Consider the following 19,777-nt stretch of genomic DNA (forward strand, 5'->3'; position numbering starts at 1 on the left):
CCAAGTACGGCGTGGTCCACCTGGGCGGCGGGCTGCGCTCGGCCGTCGTGTTCGGGCTGCTCGTGTCGCTGATGCTCACCGGCATGCCGATCTCGATCGCGCTGGGCCTCACGGTGCTGTCCTTCATGTTCCTGCTCAGCGACATCTCGCTGGACTCGGTGGCCATGAAGCTGTTCACCGGGATCGAGAACTTCGAGATCATGGCGATCCCGTTCTTCATCCTGGCGGGCAACTTCCTCACCCACGGCGGGGTGGCACGCCGCATGATCGCCTTCGCGACCTCGATGGTCGGCCACTGGCACGGCGGCCTCGGCCTGTCGGCGGTGCTGGCCTGTGCGCTGTTCGCCGCCGTCTCCGGCTCCTCGCCCGCCACGGTGGTGGCCATCGGCTCCGTGCTGATCCCCGCCATGGTGGCGCAGGGCTATCCGCGCCGCTTCGGCGCCGGGGTGGTCACCACCAGCGGCGCGCTGGGCATCCTGATCCCGCCGTCGATCGCGATGGTGCTCTACTCGGTGTCGACCAACACCTCGGTGGGCAAGCTGTTCGTGGCTGGCGTGGTGCCGGGCGCGATGCTGGCCACCATGCTGGGCCTGACCACCTGGTACCGCGCCTGGCGCAACGGCTATCCGCGCATGGAGCGCGCGGCCTGGGCCACGCGGGCGCGCGCGGCGCGCGAATCCGCCTGGGGCGTGCTGCTGATCGTGATCGTGCTGGGCGGCATCTACTCGGGCCTGTTCACGCCCACCGAAGCGGCCGCGGTGAGTGCCGTCTACGCGTTCTGGATCGCCGTGTTCGTCTACAAGGACCTGCGCCTGTCCGAGGTGCCGCGGGTGCTGCTGGCGTCGGCGAACATGAGCGCGATGCTGCTGTACATCATCACCAACGCGGTGCTGTTCTCCTTCCTCATGACGAGCGAGCAGATCCCGCAGGCGATGGCGGCCTGGATGGTGGACCGCGGCCTGGGGCCCGTGTCCTACCTGCTGCTGGTCAACGTGATGCTGCTGCTGGCGGGCAACGTGATGGAGCCCTCGTCGATCATCCTGATCATGGCGCCCATCCTGTTCCCCGTCGCCGTCCAGCTGGGCATCGACCCGATCCACTTCGGCGTGCTGATGACCGTCAACATGGAAGTGGGCCTGTGCCACCCGCCGGTGGGGCTGAACCTGTACGTCGCCTCCGGCATCGCGCACATGGGCATCACCGAACTGACGGTGGCGGTGTGGCCGTGGCTGCTGACGATGCTGGTCTTCCTGGGCCTGGTCACCTACGTGCCGGAGATCTCGCTGGCCCTGCCGCGGCTGCTGGGGATGTGAGCGCGGGCCTCAGCGCGCCAGCAGCACGGGCACCGAGGCGACCAGCAGCGCCACGCCGCTGGCGGCCAGCAGGCCCAGGACGACCTTGCGGAAGGTGATGTCGCTGATCCCGAGGTACACGCGCGTGCCGACCAGCACCGGCACCAGCACGGCCGGCGCCACCACGGCCAGCAGCGGCAGCATGCGCGGCTCGAGGATGCCGGTGGCCAGGTAGCTGCCGAAGGTCACGACCTGCATCGTCAGGTTGAAGTTCTGGATGATGGCGCGCTGGCGGTCCTTGTCGAAGCCGCGCACGGTGCACCACAGCGTGGGCACCACGCCGGTGAAGCCGCCGAGCCCGCCCATCACGCCGCCGGCCGCGCCCGCCAGCGCGTCGCCCGTGCGGCCGCCGTTCACGCGCGGCAGCCGCGAGGCGAAGAACATCAGCGGGCAGATGATCACCAGCATCGCGCCGAGCACCGCCTTGAACAGCGGCACGTCGAGGCGCGGCAGCAGGTACAGGCCCAGCGGCAGGCCCGCCAGGCCGCCGGCCAGGAAAGGGATCAGCGCCTTGAAGTCCCAGCCGCGCCGCACGGTGAACGCGGCGAGCAGCTGGCCGACCAGGGCGCCGAACACCGCCAGCGACGCGGCCAGCTTCGGGTCCAGCGTCCAGGCCCACAGCGCCATGGCGGTGAGCCCGAACCCGAAGCCGGACAGCCCCTGCACGAAGCCGGCGAGGGCGGCGCCGACGGCGACGGTGAGGATCAGGTCCACGACGTTTCGGGGCCGGTACCGGCATCTACTTCAACGGCCGGACGCAGAGGACGCGAAAGATACGCAGAGGACGCAGAAAAGACAAAGAAAACTTCAGAAGGTTTTCTTTTGCGTCCTCTGCGTACCCTTTGCGTCCTCTGCGTCCGGCTGTTCGGTCTTGACGGCCTGCTCACTCGTACGCCGCCACCGGCACGCAGCTGCAGAACAGGTTCCTGTCCCCGTACACGTTGTCGACGCGGGCCACCGGCGGCCAGAACTTCAGCTGGCGGCCGGAGCCGGCCTTGGGGTCGGCCATCGCGGCGCCTACCTCGCGCGGGTAGGGATGCGTCCACTCCGCCACCAGCAGCGATTCCGCCGTGTGCGGCGCGTTCTTCAGCGGGTTGTCGTCCTGCGGCCACTCGCCCCGCTCGATGCGGCGGATCTCCCCGCGGATCGCGATCATCGCGTCGCAGAAGCGGTCGATCTCCTCCAGCGTCTCGCTCTCGGTGGGTTCCACCATCAGCGTGTTGGGCACCGGGAAGCTCAGGGTCGGCGCGTGGAAGCCGTAGTCCATCAGCCGCTTGGCGACATCCTCCGCCATCACGCCGCTCGAGTCCTTCAGCGGCCGCAGGTCCAGGATGCATTCGTGCGCGACGTGCCCGTTGGCGCTCGCATAGAGCGTCGGGTAGTGCTCGCGCAGCCGCGCGCTGATGTAGTTGGCGCTCAGGATGGCGGTCTCGGTCGCGCGCGTGAGGCCTTCCGCGCCCATCATGCGGCAGTACATCCACGAGATCGGCAGCACCGCGGCGTTGCCCAGCGGCGCGGCCGAAATCGCGCCGACCGGATGCTCCGGCAGGCCGCCGGCCTTGTGCCCGGGCAGGAAGGGCACGAGGTCCTCCACCACGCAGACCGGGCCCACGCCCGGGCCGCCGCCGCCGTGCGGGATGCAGAAGGTCTTGTGCAGGTTCAGGTGGCTCACGTCGCCGCCGAACTCGCCCGGCGCGGCCACGCCCACCAGCGCGTTCATGTTGGCGCCGTCCACGTACACGCGCCCGCCGTGCTGGTGCACCAGCGCGCACAGCTCCTTGACCTGCATCTCGAACACGCCGTGCGTGCTGGGATACGTGATCATGATGCAGGCCAGCTGCTCGCTGTGCTGCTCGCACTTGGCCTTCAGGTCCGCGAGGTCCACGTTGCCGTTGTCGTCGCAGGCGGTCACCACCACCTGCAGGCCCGCCATCTGCGCGCTCGCCGGGTTGGTGCCGTGGGCGGAAGAGGGGATCAGGCAGATGTTGCGATGCGCCTGCCCGCGGCTCGCGTGCCAGGCCCGGATCGCCAGCAGGCCCGCGTATTCGCCTTGCGAGCCGGCGTTGGGCTGCAGGCTGATGCCCGCGTAGCCCGTCGCCTCGCACAGCCACGCGCGCAGCTGCTCGTCGAGTTCCGCGTAGCCCTGGAGCTGGTCGCGCGGGGCGAACGGGTGCACGTGCGCGAACTCGGGCCAGGTGATGGGGATCATCTCGCTGGTCGCGTTGAGCTTCATCGTGCAGCTGCCCAGGGGGATCATGCTGCGGTCCAGCGCGAGGTCCTTGTCCGAGAGGCTGCGGATGTAGCGCAGCATGCCGGTCTCGCTGTGGTGGCTGTGGAAGACCGGGTGCGACAGGAAGGTGCTGGTGCGGCGCAGCTCCTGCGGGATCAGCGGCTCGACGCCCTTCTCGAAGGCCGCGACGTCCGGCAGTGCCTGGCCCGGCTTGGCGAAGAAGGACCAGAGCAGGCGCAGGTCCCCGCGCGTGGTCGTCTCGTCCAGCGAGATGCCCAGGCAGCCGGGGAAGGTGGCGCGCAGGTTGGCGCGGGCGGCGTGGGCGCGGCTGGCGATCATGTCGGTGGATTCGCCCGTCTTCACCACCAGCGTGTCGAAGGCGCTGGGCGAAGCCAGCTGCCAACCCATCTGCTTCAGCCCCTCGGCCAGGATCGCCGTGTACGAGGCCACGCGGAGGGCGATGCGCTTGAGCCCCTCCGGCCCGTGATACACGGCATACATGCTCGCGATCACCGCCGGCAGCACCTGCGCCGTGCAGATGTTGGAGGTGGCCTTCTCGCGCCGGATGTGCTGCTCGCGCGTCTGCAGCGCCAGCCGGTAGGCCGGGTTGCCGTGCGCATCGACGCTCACGCCGACCAGCCGGCCGGGCATGGAGCGCTTGTAGTCGTCGCGGCAGGCGAGATAGGCCGCATGCGGGCCGCCCGCGCCCATGGGCATGCCGAAGCGCTGCGTGCTGCCCACCACGACGTCCGCGCCCCATTCGCCGGGCGGCGCCAGCACCGCCAGCGCCAGCAGGTCGGCGGCCACGAGGAAGGCGGCCTGCTTCGCATGCGCCGCGTCCACCTGCTCGCGCATGTCGTGGATCACCCCGCTGGTCGACGGATACTGCGCCAGCACGGCGAAGTAGTCGTGCTGCTGCATCAGCTCCGGCGCGAAGCCGACGATCACGTTGATGCCCAGCGGCGCCGCGCGCGTGCGCACCACCTCGATCGTCTGCGGATGGCAGTCGCCCGCGACGATGAAGTTGGCGCTCCTGCTCTTGACCATGCGCCTGGCCAGCGTCATGGCTTCGGCAGCGGCGGTGGCTTCGTCCAGCATCGAGGCGTTGGCGATCGGCATGGCCGTGAGCTCGCACACCATGGTCTGGAAGTTCACCAGCGCCTCCATGCGGCCCTGGCTGATCTCCGCCTGGTAGGGCGTGTACGCCGTGTACCAGGCCGGGTTTTCGAGGATGTTGCGCAGGATGACGCCCGGCGTGAAGGTGCCGTAGTAGCCCTGGCCGATGAAGTTGCGGAAGACCTGGTTGCGCTTCGCGATCGCGCGCAGCTCCAGCAGCGCGGCCGCCTCGGTGGCCGGCGGCGGCAGCTGCATCTCGCGCGCGCGGACGATGGAGCGCGGGACGATGCTCTCGATCAGCGCGCGGCGGGAGGCCTCGCCGATCACGGACAGCATGTGCTGCTCGTCGGCCTCGGCGATGCCGATGTGGCGCGGGATGAACTCGTTGGGGTTTTCCAGCTCGCGCAGCGGCCGGGCGGATTGCATCAGCATTCGACTTCCAATGACGAAATGACGTTGCCGCTGGCGCGGCTCGATGACGGAACGACGCGGTCCTGGCGCGCAGCGCCGTCATCGACGCGCCGCGGGCGCGAGGTCATGCGCGTGCAGCGCGCCTCAGGTGTTGGCCTTGACGAACTTGGCGTACTCGGGTTCGTCCATGAGCGCGTCGAATTCCGCCATGTCCTTGATCAGGATCTTGAAGAACCAGCCGTTGCCCATCGGGTCCTTGTTCGCGAGCGAGGGGTCGTTGCGCAGCTCCTCGTTCACCTCGGAGACCTCGCCGGCGATCGGCATGTACACGTCCGCCGCCGCCTTCACGGATTCGACCACGCCGGCCTGCTCGCCCCTGACGTAGCTGCGGCCCACTTCCGGCAGGTCCACGAACACGACGTCGCCCAGCGCGTCCTGCGCATGCAGCGTGATGCCGACCACGGCGTACTCGTGGTCCTCGAGCTGGATCCATTCGTGCTCGGGCGTGTACTTGACGGTCATGTTTCTTCTCCTGGCGGCTTCAGCCGCGGTGGTAACGGTTGGGGACGAAGGGCATGGCAGTGGTTTCCATGGGCACCGGCTTGCCGCGGACGACGGCCTGCAACCGGGTGCCCGCGGCGGCAAGCCGGGGTGGCACGTAGCCCATCGCGATCGGCTGGTCGATGGAGGGGCCGAGCAGGCCGCTGGTGACCTCGCCCACGCGCTGGCCGTGCGGATCCTGCAGTTCGACGTGTTCGCGCACCGGGATGCGCTGCAGCGCGACGAGGCCCACGCGCTTGCGGGCGATCGCCTCGCGGCCATCGAGCTGCGCCAGCACGCGCTGCGCGCCGGGGAAGCCGCCGGCGCGCGCGCCGCCGGTGCGCCGCACCTTCTGGATCGCCCACTGCAGGGCCGCTTCGACCGGCGTGGTGGTGGTGTCGATGTCGCTGCCGTAGAGGCACAGGCCGGCCTCCAGCCGCAGCGAGTTGCGCGCGCCGAGGCCGACCGGTTTCACTTCGGGCTGGGCGAGCAGTTCGCGCGCGAACGCTTCGGCGCGGTCGGCCGGCACGGAGATCTCGAAGCCGTCCTCGCCGGTGTAGCCGCTGCGCGTGGCGAACAGGTCCGCGCCCTGCCATGCGAAGCCGGCGCCGGTCATGAACACCAGCTTCTCCACCCCGGGCAGCACGCGCCGCAGCGCATCGACGGCCTTGGGGCCCTGCAGCGCGAGCAGGCCGCGGTCGAACATCGGCACGACCTGGCAGCGCGAGGCGATGCGTTCGTGGATGTGGGCGAGGTCGCCGTGCTTGCAGGCGCCGTTGACGATCACGAACAGCTCGCCGCCGCGGTTGACGAACATCAGGTCGTCGATGATCGTGCCTTCGTCGGTGAGCAGCAGGCCGTAGCGCTGCTTGCCGGGGGCGAGGTCGATCACGTCGACCGGCACCAGCGTCTCGAAGGCGGCCGCGGCGTCGGGGCCGACCAGCCGCAGCTGGCCCATGTGCGAGACGTCGAAGAGGCCCGCGCTGGCGCGCGTGTGGTGGTGCTCGGCCATCAGGCCGGCGGGGTACTGGACCGGCATCGCGTAGCCGGCAAAGGGGACCATGCGTGCACCGAGCTCGAGGTGCAGGGCATGCAGGGGTGTCTTCTGTAGCTCTTCTTCAGGGGCGGACACGCGGACTCCAACAGGCTTGGGGACCATCGTACTTCACGATGGGCGGGCCCGTGCTGTCCGCTTTACCTGAGAGATTCGCCCGGCATCGGCCGGGGTTGCTCCTTCGGTGGGTGGCTACCTCGCGGTGGCCGCCTCTCTCCAGCAAGGTGACGCCCTCGTCGGGCGTTTGTCAGTCCTGGGTACCTGAGCGTTGCAGCGCCTTCGGCGGCTCCGCGACGTTGCGAAGCTCTCTCCTGACGTGGGGGATTCTAGCCGAGAGAAGAAGCCGGACTTCCGGACGCAGAGGACGCAGAGGGTACGCAGAGGACGCAAAGAATACTTCGAAGTCTTCTCTTTGATTTCTTTGCGTCCTCTGCGTACCCTTCGCGTCCTCTGCGTCCGGCTGTTCGGTTTTGACTTATTTCGCGTACACGAGATCCCGCAGCCCCAGCGACAGCCCCGGCACGTACGTGATCACCAGCAGGCACGCCAGCACCACCAGCACGAAGGGGATCAGCTGCGTGACGATGCGGTCCAGGGAGATCTTGGCGACGGTGCAGGCCGCGAACAGGTTCACGCCGAAGGGCGGGGTGATCATGCCCAGCGCCAGGTTCACCACCATGATCAGCCCGAAGTGCACCGGGTCGATGCCGAAGTGCATCGCCACCGGCGCCAGGATCGGTGCCAGCACGATGATCGACGCGCTGGTCTCGATGAACATGCCGATCACGAACAGCGCCGCGTTCACCCCCAGCAGGAACATCTGCGGGCTCTTGAGCACGTCCTGCAGCCACAGGCCGATGGCCTCCGGCACGCCGGCGCGCGTGATCAGGAACGCGAACAGGCCCGCGTTGGCGATGATGAACATGATCACCGCCGACGACATCACCGACTTGCGCAGGATCGCATAGAGCTGGCGCACGTCGATCTCGCGGTACACCACCATGCCGACGACCAGCGCGTAGAACACGGCCACCGCGGACGCTTCCGTCGGCGTGAAGACACCGCCGTAGATGCCGCCCAGGATGATCACCGGCATCAGCAGCGCCCAGCCGGCCTGCTTGAGCGCGGCGCCGAAGGGCAGGCGGCCGTCGCCGTCGTTCTTGCCCCAGCCCTTGTACTTGCAGTACGCCCAGGCGAAGAACATCAGCGCGCCGCCGATCAGGAGGCCCGGGCCGAAGCCGGCGATGAACATCTCGCCGATGGAGACTTCGGCGCTCACGCCGTACAGGATCATGGGGATCGAGGGCGGGATGATCACTCCCAGTTCCGCGCTGGTGGCCTGCAGGGCGGCGGCGTAGCTCCGGGGATAGCCGTGCTTCAGCAGGGCCGGGATCAGGATCGCGCCGATGGCGAAGGTGGTCGCCACCGAGGAGCCCGACACCGCGGCGAAGATCATGCAGGTGAGCACGCAGGTCATGGGCAGGCCGCCCTGGATGCCGCCCACGATGCTCTTGGCGAATTCCACCAGGCGGCGCGAGATGCCGCCGGTTTCCATCAGGTTGCCCGCGAGGATGAAGAACGGGATGGCCGCGAGCGGAAACTTGTTGATCGAGTTGAACATCTCCTTGACGGAGATGAGCATGTTGGCATTCGTCACCTGGATGCCGAGGATGGCGGACAGGCCGATGGAGACGGCGACCGAGACGCTGAGCGCGAAGCACAGCACCATCGTGGCGAGCATCGCGGTGGTCATGTGAGCCCCCACGCGCTGCACTGCATGTCAACGCTGCCCCCCGAGGGGGCCTTCGCGCCTTCGGGCGGCCGTGCGGCGCTCATTGCGCGGTCTCCAGTTCCTCGCGCTTCGGATCCAGCAGGTTGCCGATGATCCCGAAGATGCAGAACACCGCTCCCACGGGCAGCGCGAGGTAGCCCCAGAACATCGAGATCGATTCCAGGCCCGCCATCGACTGCACCTTGCCGCGCACGGCGTAGTCCCAGCCCCACCAGAGGATCACCGCGATCAGGATCAGCGCGGCGATGGCCACCGCCCAGTCGAGCGCGCGCCGAGCCCTGGGAGGAACGGAGCGGTAGAGGACATCCACGCTCACCATCGCGCCGTGGCGGAAGGCCGCGGGGATGCCGAGGAACACCATCCAGATCAGCGACAGGCGGATCAGGATCTCGCTCCACTCGGCCGGCTGCTCCAGGATGAAGCGGGTGACGATCTGGAACATGCCCAGCACGCTGGCCACCACCAGCATGGCGCAGGCACCCGCCATGGCCAGGCCGCTGGTGAAGTGCTCGATGCGCAGGAAGGTTTCTTTCACGGGAGGCTCTTGGTCGTCGTGCAAAGGCCCGCTGATGCGGGCCTTCCGGATCCCCGCCTGCGCGGGGCTGGCGCGAGGCGCGGGGATGACAGGCGAAGGCGCGCCAGCGCGCCGACGCACCTTACTTGAAATTGCGGATGCGTTCCAGGTTCGCCTTGCCGAACTGCTTCTCGAATTCGGCGTTCACCGGCGCCAGCGCCTGCACGAACTTCGCCTTGTCGACGTTGTCGATCACCGTCATGCCCTTGGCGCGCAGGTCGGCCACGCCCTTGGCGTCGTCCTCGTCCACGCGCGCGCGGTTGGCCTTGGTGCCTTCCTTGGCGGCCTCGATGAAGGCCTGCTTGTCGGCGGCCGAGAGCTTCTCGAAGACCGCCTTGTTCATCACGAAGAGAGCCGGCGAGTAGACGTGGCCGGTCAGCGTCAGGTGCTTCTGCACCTGGTCGAACTTGGCGGAGATGATCACCGACAGCGGGTTCTCCTGGCCGTCCACGGTGCCCTGCTGCAGGGCGGTGAACACTTCGGGGAAGGCCATGGGCGTGGTGATGATGCCGAAGCCCTTGTAGGCGGCGATGTGCACCGGGTTCTCCATGGTGCGCATCTTCAGGCCCTTGAGGTCCCCGGGCTCCTTCACGTCGCGCTTGCTGTTGGTCATGTGGCGGAAGCCGTTCTCCGCCCAGGCCAGCGCCTTGAAGCCCTTGGCGTCGAACTTGGTCAGCAGCTCCTGGCCGATGGGGCCATCGAGCACCGCGCGCGCATGCGCCTTGTCGCGGAACAGGAAGGGCACGTCGAGGATCTTGGTCTCGGGCACGAAGTTCGGCACCGGGCCGGTGGAGGAGAAGGCGAGTTCCTGCGTGCCCAGCTGCACGGCCTCGATCGACTCGCGCTCGCCGCCGAGGGCGCCGTTGTAGAAGGTCTGGATCTTGTAGCGGCCGGCGGTGCGCTTTTCCACTTCCTTGGCGAAGGTGTCGATCGCGATGCCCTGGTGCGAATTCTGGGCGGTGGAAATGCTGATCTTCATCGTGGTCTGCGCGGCGGCCAGCGAGCTGGCCAGCAGGCCGGCGGCGAGGACGGCGAAGAGCTTGGTGTACTTCATGAGGTCTCCTGGGGAACGTTCGGACAAACCCGGCGATCATGCCGCAGTCGGGCAGGGGCCCGCCACGGGACTTCTCCGGACGCAAGTCGTCAGCTCCAGTCAGGAGCCGGCGACACTGCGTGAATCGATCACATGTTGGTGTAGTTGGGCCCGCCGCCGCCTTCCGGCGTCACCCACACGATGTTCTGCGTCGGGTCCTTGATGTCGCAGGTCTTGCAGTGCACGCAGTTGGCCGCGTTGATCTGCAGCCGCTCGCCGCCGCCGTCGGTGGCGACGAACTCGTACACGCCGGCGGGGCAGTAGCGGGCCTCGGGCCCGGCGAACTTCGCGAGGTTCACGTTCACCGGCACGGACGGGTCCTTCAGCGTCAGGTGCGAGGGCTGGTTCTCCTCGTGGTTGACGTTGGCGATGAACACCGAGGAGAGCCGGTCGAAGGTCAGCTTGCCGTCCGGCTTGGGGTAGACGATCGGCTTGCAGTCGGCCGCCGGCTTGAGGTACACGTGGTCCGGCTTCTCGCGGTGGATGGTCCAGGGGATCGTGCCGCGCAGCAGGAACTGCTCCACGCCCGTCATCAGCGTGGCGACCGTGCGGCCCTTCTTGAACCACTGCTTGAAGTTGCGCGCCTTGTTCAGTTCCTTGTAGAGCCACGACTGCTCGAAGGCTTCGGGGTAGGCCGTCAGCTCGTCGCGCTGGCGACCGCCGGTCACCGCGTCGAACGCGGCGCGCGCGGCCAGCATGCCGGACTTGATCGCCGCATGGGTGCCCTTGATGCGCGAGGCGTTGAGGAAGCCCGCGTCGTCGCCCACCATCGCGCCGCCGGGGAACACGAGTTTCGGCAGCGAGAGGATGCCGCCCACCGTGAGCGCGCGCGCGCCGTAGGCCAGGCGCTTGGCGCCGGTCGGACCTTCGAAGTACCAGCGGATGTTGGGGTGCGTCTTCCAGCGCTGGAATTCCTCGAACGGCGACAGGTACGGGTTCTGGTAGTCCAGGCCGACCACGAAGCCGGTCGCCACCAGGTTGTTCTCCATGTGGTACATGAAGGTGCCGCCGTAGGTCATCTCGTCGAGCGGCCAGCCCGAGCTGTGCAGCGTGAGGCCCGGTGTGTGGCGCGAGGGATCGATCTCCCACAGCTCCTTGATGCCGATGCTGTAGGTCTGCGGGTCGCGGTCGGCATCGAGCCTGTAGCGGCCGATCAGCTGCTTGCCCAGGTGCCCGCGCGCGCCTTCCGCGAAGATCGTGTACTTGGCGTGCAGCTCCATCCCGAGCTGGAAGTTCTCGGTCGGCTCGCCATCCTTGCCGATGCCCATGTTTCCGGTGGCCACGCCCTTCACCGCGCCGTTCTCGTCGTAGAGCACTTCGGCGGCGGCGAAGCCGGGGAAGATCTCCACGCCCAGGCCTTCGGCCTGCTGCGCGAGCCAGCGCGTGACGTTGGCCAGGCTCACGATGTAGCAGCCGTGGCTGACGAAGTTGGGCGGCAGCAGGAAGTTCGGGATGCGCGTGGCGCCGCGCTCGCCGAGCATCAGGAACACGTCTTCCGTCACCGGCTGGTTCAGGGGCGCGCCCCTGGCCTTCCAGTCGGGGATCAGCTCGTCGAGGGCGATCGGGTCGACCACCGCGCCGGAGAGGATGTGGGCGCCGGGCTCGGAGCCCTTCTCCAGCACCACGACGGAGACCTCCTTGCCCTCCTGTGCGGCGAGCTGCTTGAGGTGGATCGCGGTGGAGAGGCCGGCGGGCCCCCCGCCCACCACGACCACGTCGTATTCCATCGCTTCGCGCGGGCCGAACTGGGCCAGGATCTCTTCTTGGGTCATCGGAGTGTCGTTGATAATGGTCCGCAAACCGCGCGTGTCTTGCGCCGCGCTCCACCGCCGATTCTATTCCCCGTGAACGGCGGCCCCGAACGACCGTTCGCATCGCAGAGAGAAGAGGAGTTCCACGTGGCCTACAGCCTCGACCTGTCAGGGCGGGTCGCCCTGGTGACCGGCGCGTCCAGCGGACTGGGCGCGCAGTTCGCGCGCGTGCTGGCGCGCTCCGGCGCGGCCGTGGTGCTGGCCGCGCGCCGGCTGGAGAAACTCAAGGACCTGCGGGCGCAGATCGAGGGCGAGGGCGGCGACGCGCACGTCGTCGGCCTCGACGTCACCAGCCTCGAGAGCATCCGCGCCGCGGTGGCCCACGCCGAGACCGAAGTCGGCTCGATCGACATCCTGGTGAACAACTCCGGCGTCAGCACCACGCAGCGCATCCAGGAGGTGGGCGAGGAGGACTTCGACTACGTCTTCGACACCAACGTCAAGGGTGCCTTCTTCGTCGCGCAGGAAGTGGGCAAGCGCATGCTGGCGCGCGCCAAGGGCTCGGCGCCGGGCACCTACACGGGCGGGCGCATCATCAACATCGCGTCGATGGCGGGCATCCGGCCGCTGCCGCAGATCGGCGTCTATGCCATGAGCAAGGCGGCGGTGATCCAGATGACCAAGGCCTTCGCGCTGGAGTGGGGCCGCTTCGGCATCAACGTCAACGCGCTGTGCCCGGGCTACATCGACACCGAGATCAACCACCACCACTGGTCCGGCGAGCAGGGGCAGAAGCTGATCCAGATGCTGCCGCGCAAGCGCGTGGGCAAGCCGGAGGACCTGGACGCGCTGCTGGTGATGCTGGCCTCCAACGAAAGCCATTTCGTCAACGGCGCCGTGATCGCGGCGGACGACGGCTTCGGCCTCTGAGGAAAGCGCGCGGATGAAACTGGAGCTGCCGGAACAAAAGAAGCTGGTCCACGCCATGCGCATGCCGATCCGCTGGGGCGACATGGACGCGATGGGCCACGTGAACAACACGCTTTACTTCCGCTACCTGGAGGTCGCGCGCATCGACTGGTTCCAGGCGATCGGCTGCAACGTCAACCCGAACGGAGAGGGGCCGCTGATCGTCAATGCGTTCTGCAATTTCTACAAGCAGCTCGAGTACCCCGGCGACATCACGGTGAAGATGTACGCGAGCGACCCGGGCCGCAGCAGCTTCGAGAGCTGGGCCACGATCGAGCGCGACGACGACCCGGGCACGGTGTATGCGGCCGGCGGGGCGACGACGGTGTGGGTGGACTTCCCGAAGCAGAAGTCGGTGCCGATGCCCGGCTGGTTCCGCGAGCTGATCGCTTGAACCTGGTTTTTCCCTCCCCCTCCGGGGGAGGGCAGGGTGGGGGCGCTCCCTGCAGCCGATTCGGCCACTGCAGCTGCCGAAGCGCCCGGGAGCGCCCCCACCCCAACCCTCCCCCGGAGGGGGAGGGACCAAGTCACTTCTTCTCGCGCGGAATGCGCCCCAGCAGGTAGAACTCCGGATTCGGCTGCATGTTCGAGAAGCTCGCCATCCGGTTCGACAGCCCGAAGAAGGCCGTGATCGCGGCGATGTCCCAGATGTCCTCGTCGTCGAAGCCGTGCGGGTACAGCGCCTGGAAGTCGGCCTCGTCGATCTCGTGCGCGCGCAGGCACACCTTCATCGCGAAATCGAGCATCGCGCGCTGGCGCGGCGTGATGTCGGCCTTGCGGTAATTCACCGCCACCTGGTCGGCCACCAGCGGCTTCTTCTCGTAGATGCGCAGGATCGCGCCGTGCGCGACCACGCAATAGAGGCACTGGTTCTCCGCGCTGGTCGTCGTCACGATCATCTCGCGCTCGCCCTTGGTGAGCGAGCCGGTCTCCTTGAGCATGAGCGCATCGTGATAGGCGAAGAAGGCGCGCCACTCGGCGGGCCGGCGCGCCAGCGCCAGGAACACGTTCGGCACGAAGCCGCTCTTTTCCTGCACCTCCAGGATGCGCTGGCGCATGTCCTCGGGCAGGTCCTTCAGTTCGGGCATCGGGTAGCGGGTCATGGCATCTCCTCTCTCGAGTCCTGTAGGGTACTGCAGCGGCTGAGGCAGCGCCCGAGGCTGGGCCACGGCTGAGGCAGGCCAGCAGGCTCTGCGCTGGCGTCGCTGAATGTGACGCCTGCCGCAGGATGTGATCCGACACTGCGCGCCCGCACGGGGGCGTATATGTTGGGGCATGTCCAGAGTCTTCCTCAGCCCCGCGACCCTCGTCGGCGGCTCGCTCGTCGGGGCTTTCCTGCTGGCGGCCTGGTTCGGAGCGTTCACGCGCGACGAGCAGCCGGTGACGCCTGCCGCCGCCGTCCGGCCCGCGACCCTGCCGCCCGAGGTCGACACCGCCCCGCGGATCGCACCCGCTCTGGTGCCTGCCGCGCCCGCCGCGCCGGGCCCGCAGGCGCCCGCCATGGGCCAGGTGCAATCCGTCTCGCTGGCCGAGACCTGTCCGGCCCAGGCGCTGGCCGCCGCGCAAGGAAGCGGCGACGGCCGCTTCGCGCTGGAAGCGGCCCTGGCCTCGGGCGCGCACGTGGACCCCTCGGCGTATGTCGCCGTCGCGCGCGAATCGGCGCAGAAGGGCCGCCTGCGCGACGCGGAAGTGGCGCTGCTGGCCGCCTGCCACGTGGCCGAGAAAGCCTCCGGCAGCCAGTCCGTCGCCGTGGCCGACCTGAAGTCGCAGATGGCGCAGCAGTACGCTGCCCTGGCCGCCGCGCAGCCGCCGGGCGGTGCGCGCGACAGCCTGCTGCAGCGCGCTTCGACGCTGCTGTCCGAAAGCGCGATCACCTACTCCGCGGCGCTCGGTCGCGAGGCCTCGAAGACGCGGCTGGCGGAGCAGCGACTGGCGTCGCTGCGCGACCCGGTCACGCTGCAGCAGGCCCGCGCGGAGCTGCGCAGCGATCCCGACACGCGCGTGCTGGGCGCGGCCCCCCGTTCCGCGGAGGAGGCCCGCACCGGACCGGCTTCGCGCCTGATCTCCTCCGACCCCGAGCTCTCGCAGCTCGAACGCGACATCCAGCGGTTGCACGCGCAGGCCAGCAGCGTCACGCGCGATCCCGACGGCCTGCACCGGCGCGACAGCCAGGCGCTGGCGCAGCGCGATGCGGCCTGCCAGGACAAGGCCTGCCTGCTGCGCTGGTACGCGCAGCGGCGCACCCAGCTGCTCGACGAGTTCTGACCGGGTCCTCCATCGAAACCCGCGGGCGTATGCTCGCGGCTTTCGTCATCGTGGAGGTCCCATGCCCTTGTCCCAGGATCCCGAAACCCAGGCCGGCCTGGCCACCCGCCGCAAGGTGCTCGGCAACGAGTACGTGGACAACGCGCTGAACCGCGCCACGTCCTTCACGGACCCCATGCAGGAACTCGTGACCAAGCATGCGTGGGGCAACACCTGGCAGCGCCCGGGGCTGGACCTGAAGACCCGCAGCATCGTCACCGTCTCGATGCTGGTGGCGCTGAACCGGCCGCACGAACTGAAGGCGCATGTGCGGGGGGCGCTGAACAACGGCGTGACGCGCGAGGAGCTGCAGGAGATCTTCCTGCACGCGAGCGTGTATTGCGGGTTCCCGGCGGCGATCGATGCGCTGCGGACGGCGGCGGAGGTGATCGACGCGAAGTGAGCGCTGGGCAATCACGTCGCCCCCGCCATCAACTTGTGCACCAGGTCCGCCGTCGTATTCGCCCGGTACTTGCGCATCAGGCGCGCGCGGTAGATCTCCACCGTCCGATGGCTGATGGCGAGCGTCTTGCCGATCTCCTTCGACGTCAGCCCTTCCAGCAGCCGCGCGGCCACCTCGCGTTCGCGCGCCGTCAGTTCGGCCTTCACCGGCCGCTGCGAACTGAGGTCCTCGAAGGCCCAGATGCCGGCCTCGTGCGGCGCTTCGCGGTTCAGCGCCCGGCCGGTCACGTGGCACCAGAACACCTCGCCGCTGGCGCGCTTCATGATGCGATCGTCGGCGTAGTGGCCCTTGGCGTTGAGGATGGGCGCCATGCGCGCGCCCAGGCGCTCGTACTCGTCGGCGCTCGGGTACAGCACCAGGAAGGACTGGCCCTTGAGCAATTCGCGCGACCAGCCGAACATCTCGCACAATGCGACGTTGCAATCCACGATGGCGCGGTTGCGCGACACGCACAGGCCCACGGGCGCGAGCTCGAAGGCGAGCCGGTAATCGACGTCCATGGGGCTATTCTCTAGGGAGTACTACGTAGCGTCATAAGTAGTATCGTACTTCCCGCCGGCCCGCCCTCCGCGGGCACGCGGCGACCAGCAGGAGAGCGGAGCGTGAACAAGATCTATCCCAGTGCGGCAGCGGCGATCGAAGGCGTGATCAAGAGCGGCCAGCTCATCGCCGTCGGCGGCTTCGGCCTGTGCGGCATCCCCGAAGCGCTGATCGAGGCGGTCAAGGAGAGCGGCGTCAAGGACCTGACCGCCATCTCCAACAACGCGGGCGTCGACGACTTCGGCCTCGGCAAGCTGCTGCAGACGCGGCAGATCAGGAAGATGATCTCGTCGTACGTCGGCGAGAACAAGGAGTTCGAGCGCCAGTACCTGGCCGGCGAACTCGAACTGGAATTCACCCCGCAGGGCACGCTGGCCGAGAAGCTGCGCGCCGGCGGCGCCGGCATCCCGGCCTTCTTCACCAAGACGGGCGTGGGCACCATCGTGGCCGAAGGCAAGGAGCTGCGCGAATTCGACGGCGAGACCTACGTCATGGAGCGCTCGCTGCGCCCCGATGTGTCGCTGGTCAAGGCCGACGTGGCCGACCGCTCCGGCAACCTGCGCTTCAACCTGACGGCGCGCAACTTCAATCCGGCCGCCGCGATGGCCGGCAGGATCTGCATCGTCGAAGTCGAGCGCATCGTCGCCACCGGCGAGATCGCGCCGGACGACGTGCACCTGCCGGGCATCTACGTGCACCGCATCGTGCACAACCCCACGCCCGAGAAGCGCATCGAGAAGCGCACGCTGCGCGACCGGAAATAAGGAGAGAAGCAACATGCCCTGGAACCAGGATCAGATGGCCGCGCGGGCCGCGAAAGAACTGCAGGACGGCTTCTACGTCAACCTCGGGATCGGCATCCCGACGCTGGTGGCGAACTTCGTGCCGGACAACATGGAAGTCTGGCTGCAAAGCGAGAACGGCATGCTGGGCATCGGCCCCTTCCCGTACGAGGACGAAGTCGACGCCGACCTGATCAACGCCGGCAAGCAGACCGTCACCACCATCAAGGGCTCGTCGATCTTCGGCAGCCACGACAGCTTCGCGATGATCCGCGGCGGCAAGATCAACCTCTCCATCCTGGGCGCGCTGCAGGTGAGCGAGAAGGGCGACCTGGCCAACTGGATGATCCCCGGCAAGATGGTCAAGGGCATGGGCGGCGCGATGGACCTCGTGGCCGGCGTGCCGCGCGTGATCGTGCTGATGGAGCACGTGGCCAAGAAGAAGGACGGCACCGAGGACCTGAAGATCCTGCCCGAGTGCACGCTGCCCCTGACCGGCAAGGCCGTGGTGGACCGCATCATCACCGACCTCGCGGTGCTGGACGTCACGCCGCAGGGCCTGAAGGTGGCGGAGCTCGCGCCCGAAGTGAGCTTCGATTTCGTGCAGTCCAAGACGGGCGTCAAGCTGATTCGCTGACCGTGGACGGCGCGCGGGCCCTGGCCGATCTCTGGCGGCTCGCGCAGCTGCCCGAGGAAGCGCTGGCCGGCGCCGAGCTCTCCGGCGGCGATCCCGTCTTTCCCTCCTCCTTCGCCGTCGCGACGGCGGCGCAATCGACCATCGCTGCGGCGGCGCTCGCCGCCTGCGAGCTCGCCCACGTGCGCGGCACCCCGCGCCAGCGCGTGGCGGTCGATGCGCGGCATGCGGCGGCCGAATGCCTCGGCTGGTTCAGCCTCGACGGCCGCGAGCCCCAGCTCTGGGACAAGTTCTCCGGCCTCTACCGCGCACGTGACGGCTGGGTGCGGGTGCACGCGAACTTCCGCCACCATCGCGACGGCGCGCTGCGCCTGCTCGGGCTGGATTCGGGGACGGCCGAGCGCAAGGACGCCGAAGACGCCATGGCGCACTGGGAGGCCCTGGCCTTCGAACAGGCCGCCGCCGACGCCGGCCTGGTGGCGACCGCGCTGCGCTCCTTCGACCAATGGGACGCCACGGAGCAGGGCCGCGCGGTCGCCGCGCAGCCCCTCTTCAACCTCACGCGCATCGGCGATGCGCCCCCGCGCGCGCTGCCGGCACTCGCGCTGGCGCAGCGGCCGCTGGAAGGCGTGCGCGTGCTGGACCTCACGCGCATCCTGGCCGGTCCGGTCGGCGGCCGGGCCCTGGCGGCTTACGGCGCCGACGTGATGCTGGTCAACGCGCCGCACCTGCCCAACATCGAAGCCATCGCCGACACGAGCCGCGGCAAGCGCTCGGTGCTGCTGGACCTGCGCACGCCCGGCGACCGCGCCACCATGGACACGCTGCTGCAGGACGCCCATGTCTTCCTGCAGGGCTACCGCCCCGGCGCACTGGCTTCGCTGGGCTACGGCCCCGGGCAGCTCGCCGCGCGGCGGCCGGGCATCGTCTGCGTGTCTCTCAGCGCCTACGGCACGCAAGGGCCGTGGCAGGACCGCCGGGGTTTCGACTCGCTGGTGCAGACGGCCATGGGCTTCAACCGGGCCGAAGCCGAGGCCTTCGGGGACACGCAGCGCCCGCGGCCGCTGCCGATGCAGATCCTCGACGAGGCCACCGGCTACCTGATCGCATTCGGCGCCGCGGTAGCGCTGCGGCGGCAGCAGCTCGAAGGCGGGAGCTGGCATGTCCAGCTCTCGCTGGCACAGACCGGCCACTGGATCCGGCAACTCGGCCGGGTGGCGGACGGCTTCTCCGTCACGCCGCCCGCCCTGGAGCCCTACCTGGAGACCGTGCCTTCCGGCTTCGGCCAGCTGTGTGGCCTGCGCCACAGCGCCCATCTCGGCCGCACGCCGGCGGGTTGGCCGCGTCCTTCCGAACCGCCGGGCCACTCTCCACCCCGCTGGTGACGTCCGCTAAGGCCGCGGGATGGGCGCTGACAAGCTCTCACTGGCTTGACCTGCGGACTTTGCGCGGTATCGTGCTCATCATCGCGGCAGTTGAACCCGAGCCGCGTCTGCGTGGCGAAAGGACCGAAAAGATGAAATTCAAGTTCGCACTGCTGGGAGGCCTCCTTCTCGCCGGCGCCAATGCCATGGCCTGCTACACCGTCTACGACGGCAGCAACCGCGTGGTCTACCAGGGTTTGGAGTCGCCCGTCGACATGAGCCTGCCGCTGCACGAGGCGCTGTCGCAGCGCTTCCCGCGCGGCTCGCAGATGGTCTTCGACCAGACCGCCAACTGCCGTCCGGTGGGGCTGGCGCAGTTGCCGCGTCCCTCGGGCACCGACGTGCCGCCCAACACGATCCGGCTGGAACGCACCGGCACGCAGCGTCCGTCCTCGTCCTCGCCGGCGCCGCTGTTCACCGACCGGCAGACCGCCGAGCGCGCCGGACTGCCGCACACGCAGGTGGCGGGCGACATCGTGCTGGTGCCGCCGGCTGCGGCCGATCGTGCGATGCATGCAAGCGTGACCGTGCTGCCGGCCACCACCTTCGCTGCGGCGCCCGTGGCGCCCAACACGGCGGCCCTGGGCGCCGGCCCGGCCCGCGCGTCCGCGGCCAGCGCGCGCACGAGCGGCAAGCCCAGCGTGGTGATCACGGAAATGCGCGATCCGCCGATCACGGTGATCGAGACCAACGGCACGCGCGTCTACTCGCCGCGGTAAACGGTTCCACCCGTCCTTCCCGCGCAGGC

General features: G+C 68.8%; 19 protein-coding genes and 2 riboswitches. Of the genes, 9 read left to right on the forward strand and 10 right to left on the reverse strand.

Going from position 1 to position 19,777, the window contains the following annotated elements; genetic code table 11:
- The first annotated feature begins 32 nt into the window (after window positions 1-32).
- A complete protein-coding gene (locus WG923_RS07625) occupies window positions 33-1,313 on the forward strand; it encodes a TRAP transporter large permease (protein ID WP_340350400.1) in 1,281 nt (426 codons plus the stop codon).
- 9 nt (window positions 1,314-1,322) lie between these two features.
- Here the strand turns inward: WG923_RS07625 and WG923_RS07630 are convergent, their stop codons facing one another.
- From WG923_RS07630 to WG923_RS07665, 8 genes are all read right to left on the reverse strand, one after another.
- Complete coding sequence (locus tag WG923_RS07630) at window positions 1,323-2,066, reverse strand: sulfite exporter TauE/SafE family protein (RefSeq protein ID WP_340350347.1); 744 nt, start codon at window positions 2,064-2,066, stop codon at window positions 1,323-1,325.
- 169 nt (window positions 2,067-2,235) lie between these two features.
- Window positions 2,236-5,130, reverse strand: a complete 2,895-nt coding sequence (gene gcvP / locus WG923_RS07635; protein ID WP_340350348.1) for an aminomethyl-transferring glycine dehydrogenase — start codon at window positions 5,128-5,130, stop codon at window positions 2,236-2,238.
- Window positions 5,131-5,253: 123 nt separating this feature from the next.
- On the reverse strand, window positions 5,254-5,631 hold the full coding sequence (gene gcvH, locus WG923_RS07640; protein ID WP_340350349.1) for a glycine cleavage system protein GcvH: 378 nt from the start codon (window positions 5,629-5,631) through the stop codon (window positions 5,254-5,256).
- 19 nt (window positions 5,632-5,650) lie between these two features.
- Complete coding sequence (gene gcvT / locus WG923_RS07645; protein WP_445322906.1) at window positions 5,651-6,781, reverse strand: glycine cleavage system aminomethyltransferase GcvT; 1,131 nt, start codon at window positions 6,779-6,781, stop codon at window positions 5,651-5,653.
- Between the two features lie 43 nt (window positions 6,782-6,824).
- Window positions 6,825-6,933: riboswitch (glycine riboswitch) on the reverse strand.
- A gap of 8 nt (window positions 6,934-6,941) precedes the next feature.
- Window positions 6,942-7,027: riboswitch (glycine riboswitch) on the reverse strand.
- 151 nt (window positions 7,028-7,178) lie between these two features.
- Entirely contained in the window at window positions 7,179-8,456 is a 1,278-nt protein-coding gene (locus WG923_RS07650; protein WP_340350350.1) for a TRAP transporter large permease, read from the reverse strand.
- A gap of 79 nt (window positions 8,457-8,535) precedes the next feature.
- Complete coding sequence (locus WG923_RS07655; protein ID WP_340350351.1) at window positions 8,536-9,030, reverse strand: TRAP transporter small permease; 495 nt, start codon at window positions 9,028-9,030, stop codon at window positions 8,536-8,538.
- Window positions 9,031-9,151: 121 nt separating this feature from the next.
- Window positions 9,152-10,123 carry a TRAP transporter substrate-binding protein gene (locus WG923_RS07660; RefSeq protein ID WP_340350352.1) on the reverse strand — a complete coding sequence of 324 codons (972 nt, stop codon included), beginning with the start codon at window positions 10,121-10,123 and terminating at the stop codon, window positions 9,152-9,154.
- Between the two features lie 128 nt (window positions 10,124-10,251).
- A complete protein-coding gene (locus WG923_RS07665; protein ID WP_340350353.1) occupies window positions 10,252-11,934 on the reverse strand; it encodes an electron transfer flavoprotein-ubiquinone oxidoreductase in 1,683 nt (560 codons plus the stop codon).
- 126 nt (window positions 11,935-12,060) lie between these two features.
- Here WG923_RS07665 and WG923_RS07670 point away from each other — a divergent pair, with 126 nt between their 5' ends.
- The gene (locus WG923_RS07670; protein ID WP_340350354.1) at window positions 12,061-12,843 is read left to right on the forward strand and encodes an SDR family oxidoreductase; all 783 of its coding nucleotides are present in this window, start codon (window positions 12,061-12,063) and stop codon (window positions 12,841-12,843) included.
- 13 nt (window positions 12,844-12,856) lie between these two features.
- Complete coding sequence (locus tag WG923_RS07675) at window positions 12,857-13,276, forward strand: acyl-CoA thioesterase (protein WP_340350355.1); 420 nt, start codon at window positions 12,857-12,859, stop codon at window positions 13,274-13,276.
- 133 nt (window positions 13,277-13,409) lie between these two features.
- Here WG923_RS07675 and WG923_RS07680 read toward each other — a convergent pair whose 3' ends face one another.
- Window positions 13,410-13,985, reverse strand: coding sequence for a peroxidase-related enzyme (locus WG923_RS07680; protein WP_340350356.1), 576 nt, complete (start codon window positions 13,983-13,985; stop codon window positions 13,410-13,412).
- 172 nt (window positions 13,986-14,157) lie between these two features.
- Here WG923_RS07680 and WG923_RS07685 point away from each other — a divergent pair, with 172 nt between their 5' ends.
- Window positions 14,158-15,147 (forward strand): hypothetical protein, encoded by a 990-nt coding sequence (locus tag WG923_RS07685; protein WP_340350357.1) that lies wholly within the window; start codon window positions 14,158-14,160, stop codon window positions 15,145-15,147.
- A gap of 61 nt (window positions 15,148-15,208) precedes the next feature.
- Window positions 15,209-15,589, forward strand: a complete 381-nt coding sequence (locus WG923_RS07690; RefSeq protein ID WP_340350358.1) for a carboxymuconolactone decarboxylase family protein — start codon at window positions 15,209-15,211, stop codon at window positions 15,587-15,589.
- Window positions 15,590-15,600: 11 nt separating this feature from the next.
- On the opposite strand, the gene WG923_RS07695 is transcribed toward WG923_RS07690, so the two are convergent.
- The gene (locus WG923_RS07695; RefSeq protein WP_340350359.1) at window positions 15,601-16,149 is read right to left on the reverse strand and encodes a LuxR C-terminal-related transcriptional regulator; all 549 of its coding nucleotides are present in this window, start codon (window positions 16,147-16,149) and stop codon (window positions 15,601-15,603) included.
- Between the two features lie 102 nt (window positions 16,150-16,251).
- Between WG923_RS07695 and WG923_RS07700 the strand changes: the two genes are divergently transcribed.
- The 4 genes from WG923_RS07700 to WG923_RS07715 all read left to right on the forward strand — a co-directional run bounded on the left by WG923_RS07700 (window position 16,252) and on the right by WG923_RS07715 (window position 19,748).
- Window positions 16,252-16,953: a CoA transferase subunit A gene (locus WG923_RS07700; protein WP_340350360.1), complete on the forward strand. Its 702-nt coding sequence runs from the start codon at window positions 16,252-16,254 to the stop codon at window positions 16,951-16,953.
- Window positions 16,954-16,966: 13 nt separating this feature from the next.
- Window positions 16,967-17,608, forward strand: a complete 642-nt coding sequence (locus tag WG923_RS07705; protein WP_340350361.1) for a CoA transferase subunit B — start codon at window positions 16,967-16,969, stop codon at window positions 17,606-17,608.
- A 2-nt stretch (window positions 17,609-17,610) separates the two neighbouring features.
- On the forward strand, window positions 17,611-18,990 hold the full coding sequence (locus WG923_RS07710; RefSeq protein WP_340350362.1) for a CoA transferase: 1,380 nt from the start codon (window positions 17,611-17,613) through the stop codon (window positions 18,988-18,990).
- A 131-nt stretch (window positions 18,991-19,121) separates the two neighbouring features.
- Window positions 19,122-19,748: a hypothetical protein gene (locus tag WG923_RS07715; RefSeq protein ID WP_340350363.1), complete on the forward strand. Its 627-nt coding sequence runs from the start codon at window positions 19,122-19,124 to the stop codon at window positions 19,746-19,748.
- Window positions 19,749-19,777 lie beyond the last annotated feature (29 nt).

The organism is Ramlibacter sp. AN1133 (assembly GCF_037890035.1).
GTDB lineage: Bacteria > Pseudomonadota > Gammaproteobacteria > Burkholderiales > Burkholderiaceae_C > Ramlibacter.

Excerpts from the sequence above, each read along its gene's own strand:
- gcvP (WP_340350348.1), bottom strand. The coding sequence starts at position 5,130 with ATGCTGATGCAATCCGCCCGGCCGCTGCGCGAGCTGGAAAACCCCAAC.
- gcvH (WP_340350349.1), bottom strand. The coding sequence starts at position 5,631 with ATGACCGTCAAGTACACGCCCGAGCACGAATGGATCCAGCTCGAGGAC.
- WG923_RS07650 (WP_340350350.1), bottom strand. The coding sequence starts at position 8,456 with ATGACCACCGCGATGCTCGCCACGATGGTGCTGTGCTTCGCGCTCAGC.
- WG923_RS07660 (WP_340350352.1), bottom strand. The coding sequence starts at position 10,123 with ATGAAGTACACCAAGCTCTTCGCCGTCCTCGCCGCCGGCCTGCTGGCC.
- WG923_RS07665 (WP_340350353.1), bottom strand. The coding sequence starts at position 11,934 with ATGACCCAAGAAGAGATCCTGGCCCAGTTCGGCCCGCGCGAAGCGATG.
- WG923_RS07675 (WP_340350355.1), top strand. The coding sequence starts at position 12,857 with ATGAAACTGGAGCTGCCGGAACAAAAGAAGCTGGTCCACGCCATGCGC.
- WG923_RS07680 (WP_340350356.1), bottom strand. The coding sequence starts at position 13,985 with ATGACCCGCTACCCGATGCCCGAACTGAAGGACCTGCCCGAGGACATG.
- WG923_RS07685 (WP_340350357.1), top strand. The coding sequence starts at position 14,158 with ATGTCCAGAGTCTTCCTCAGCCCCGCGACCCTCGTCGGCGGCTCGCTC.
- WG923_RS07690 (WP_340350358.1), top strand. The coding sequence starts at position 15,209 with ATGCCCTTGTCCCAGGATCCCGAAACCCAGGCCGGCCTGGCCACCCGC.
- WG923_RS07695 (WP_340350359.1), bottom strand. The coding sequence starts at position 16,149 with ATGGACGTCGATTACCGGCTCGCCTTCGAGCTCGCGCCCGTGGGCCTG.
- WG923_RS07705 (WP_340350361.1), top strand. The coding sequence starts at position 16,967 with ATGCCCTGGAACCAGGATCAGATGGCCGCGCGGGCCGCGAAAGAACTG.
- WG923_RS07715 (WP_340350363.1), top strand. The coding sequence starts at position 19,122 with ATGAAATTCAAGTTCGCACTGCTGGGAGGCCTCCTTCTCGCCGGCGCC.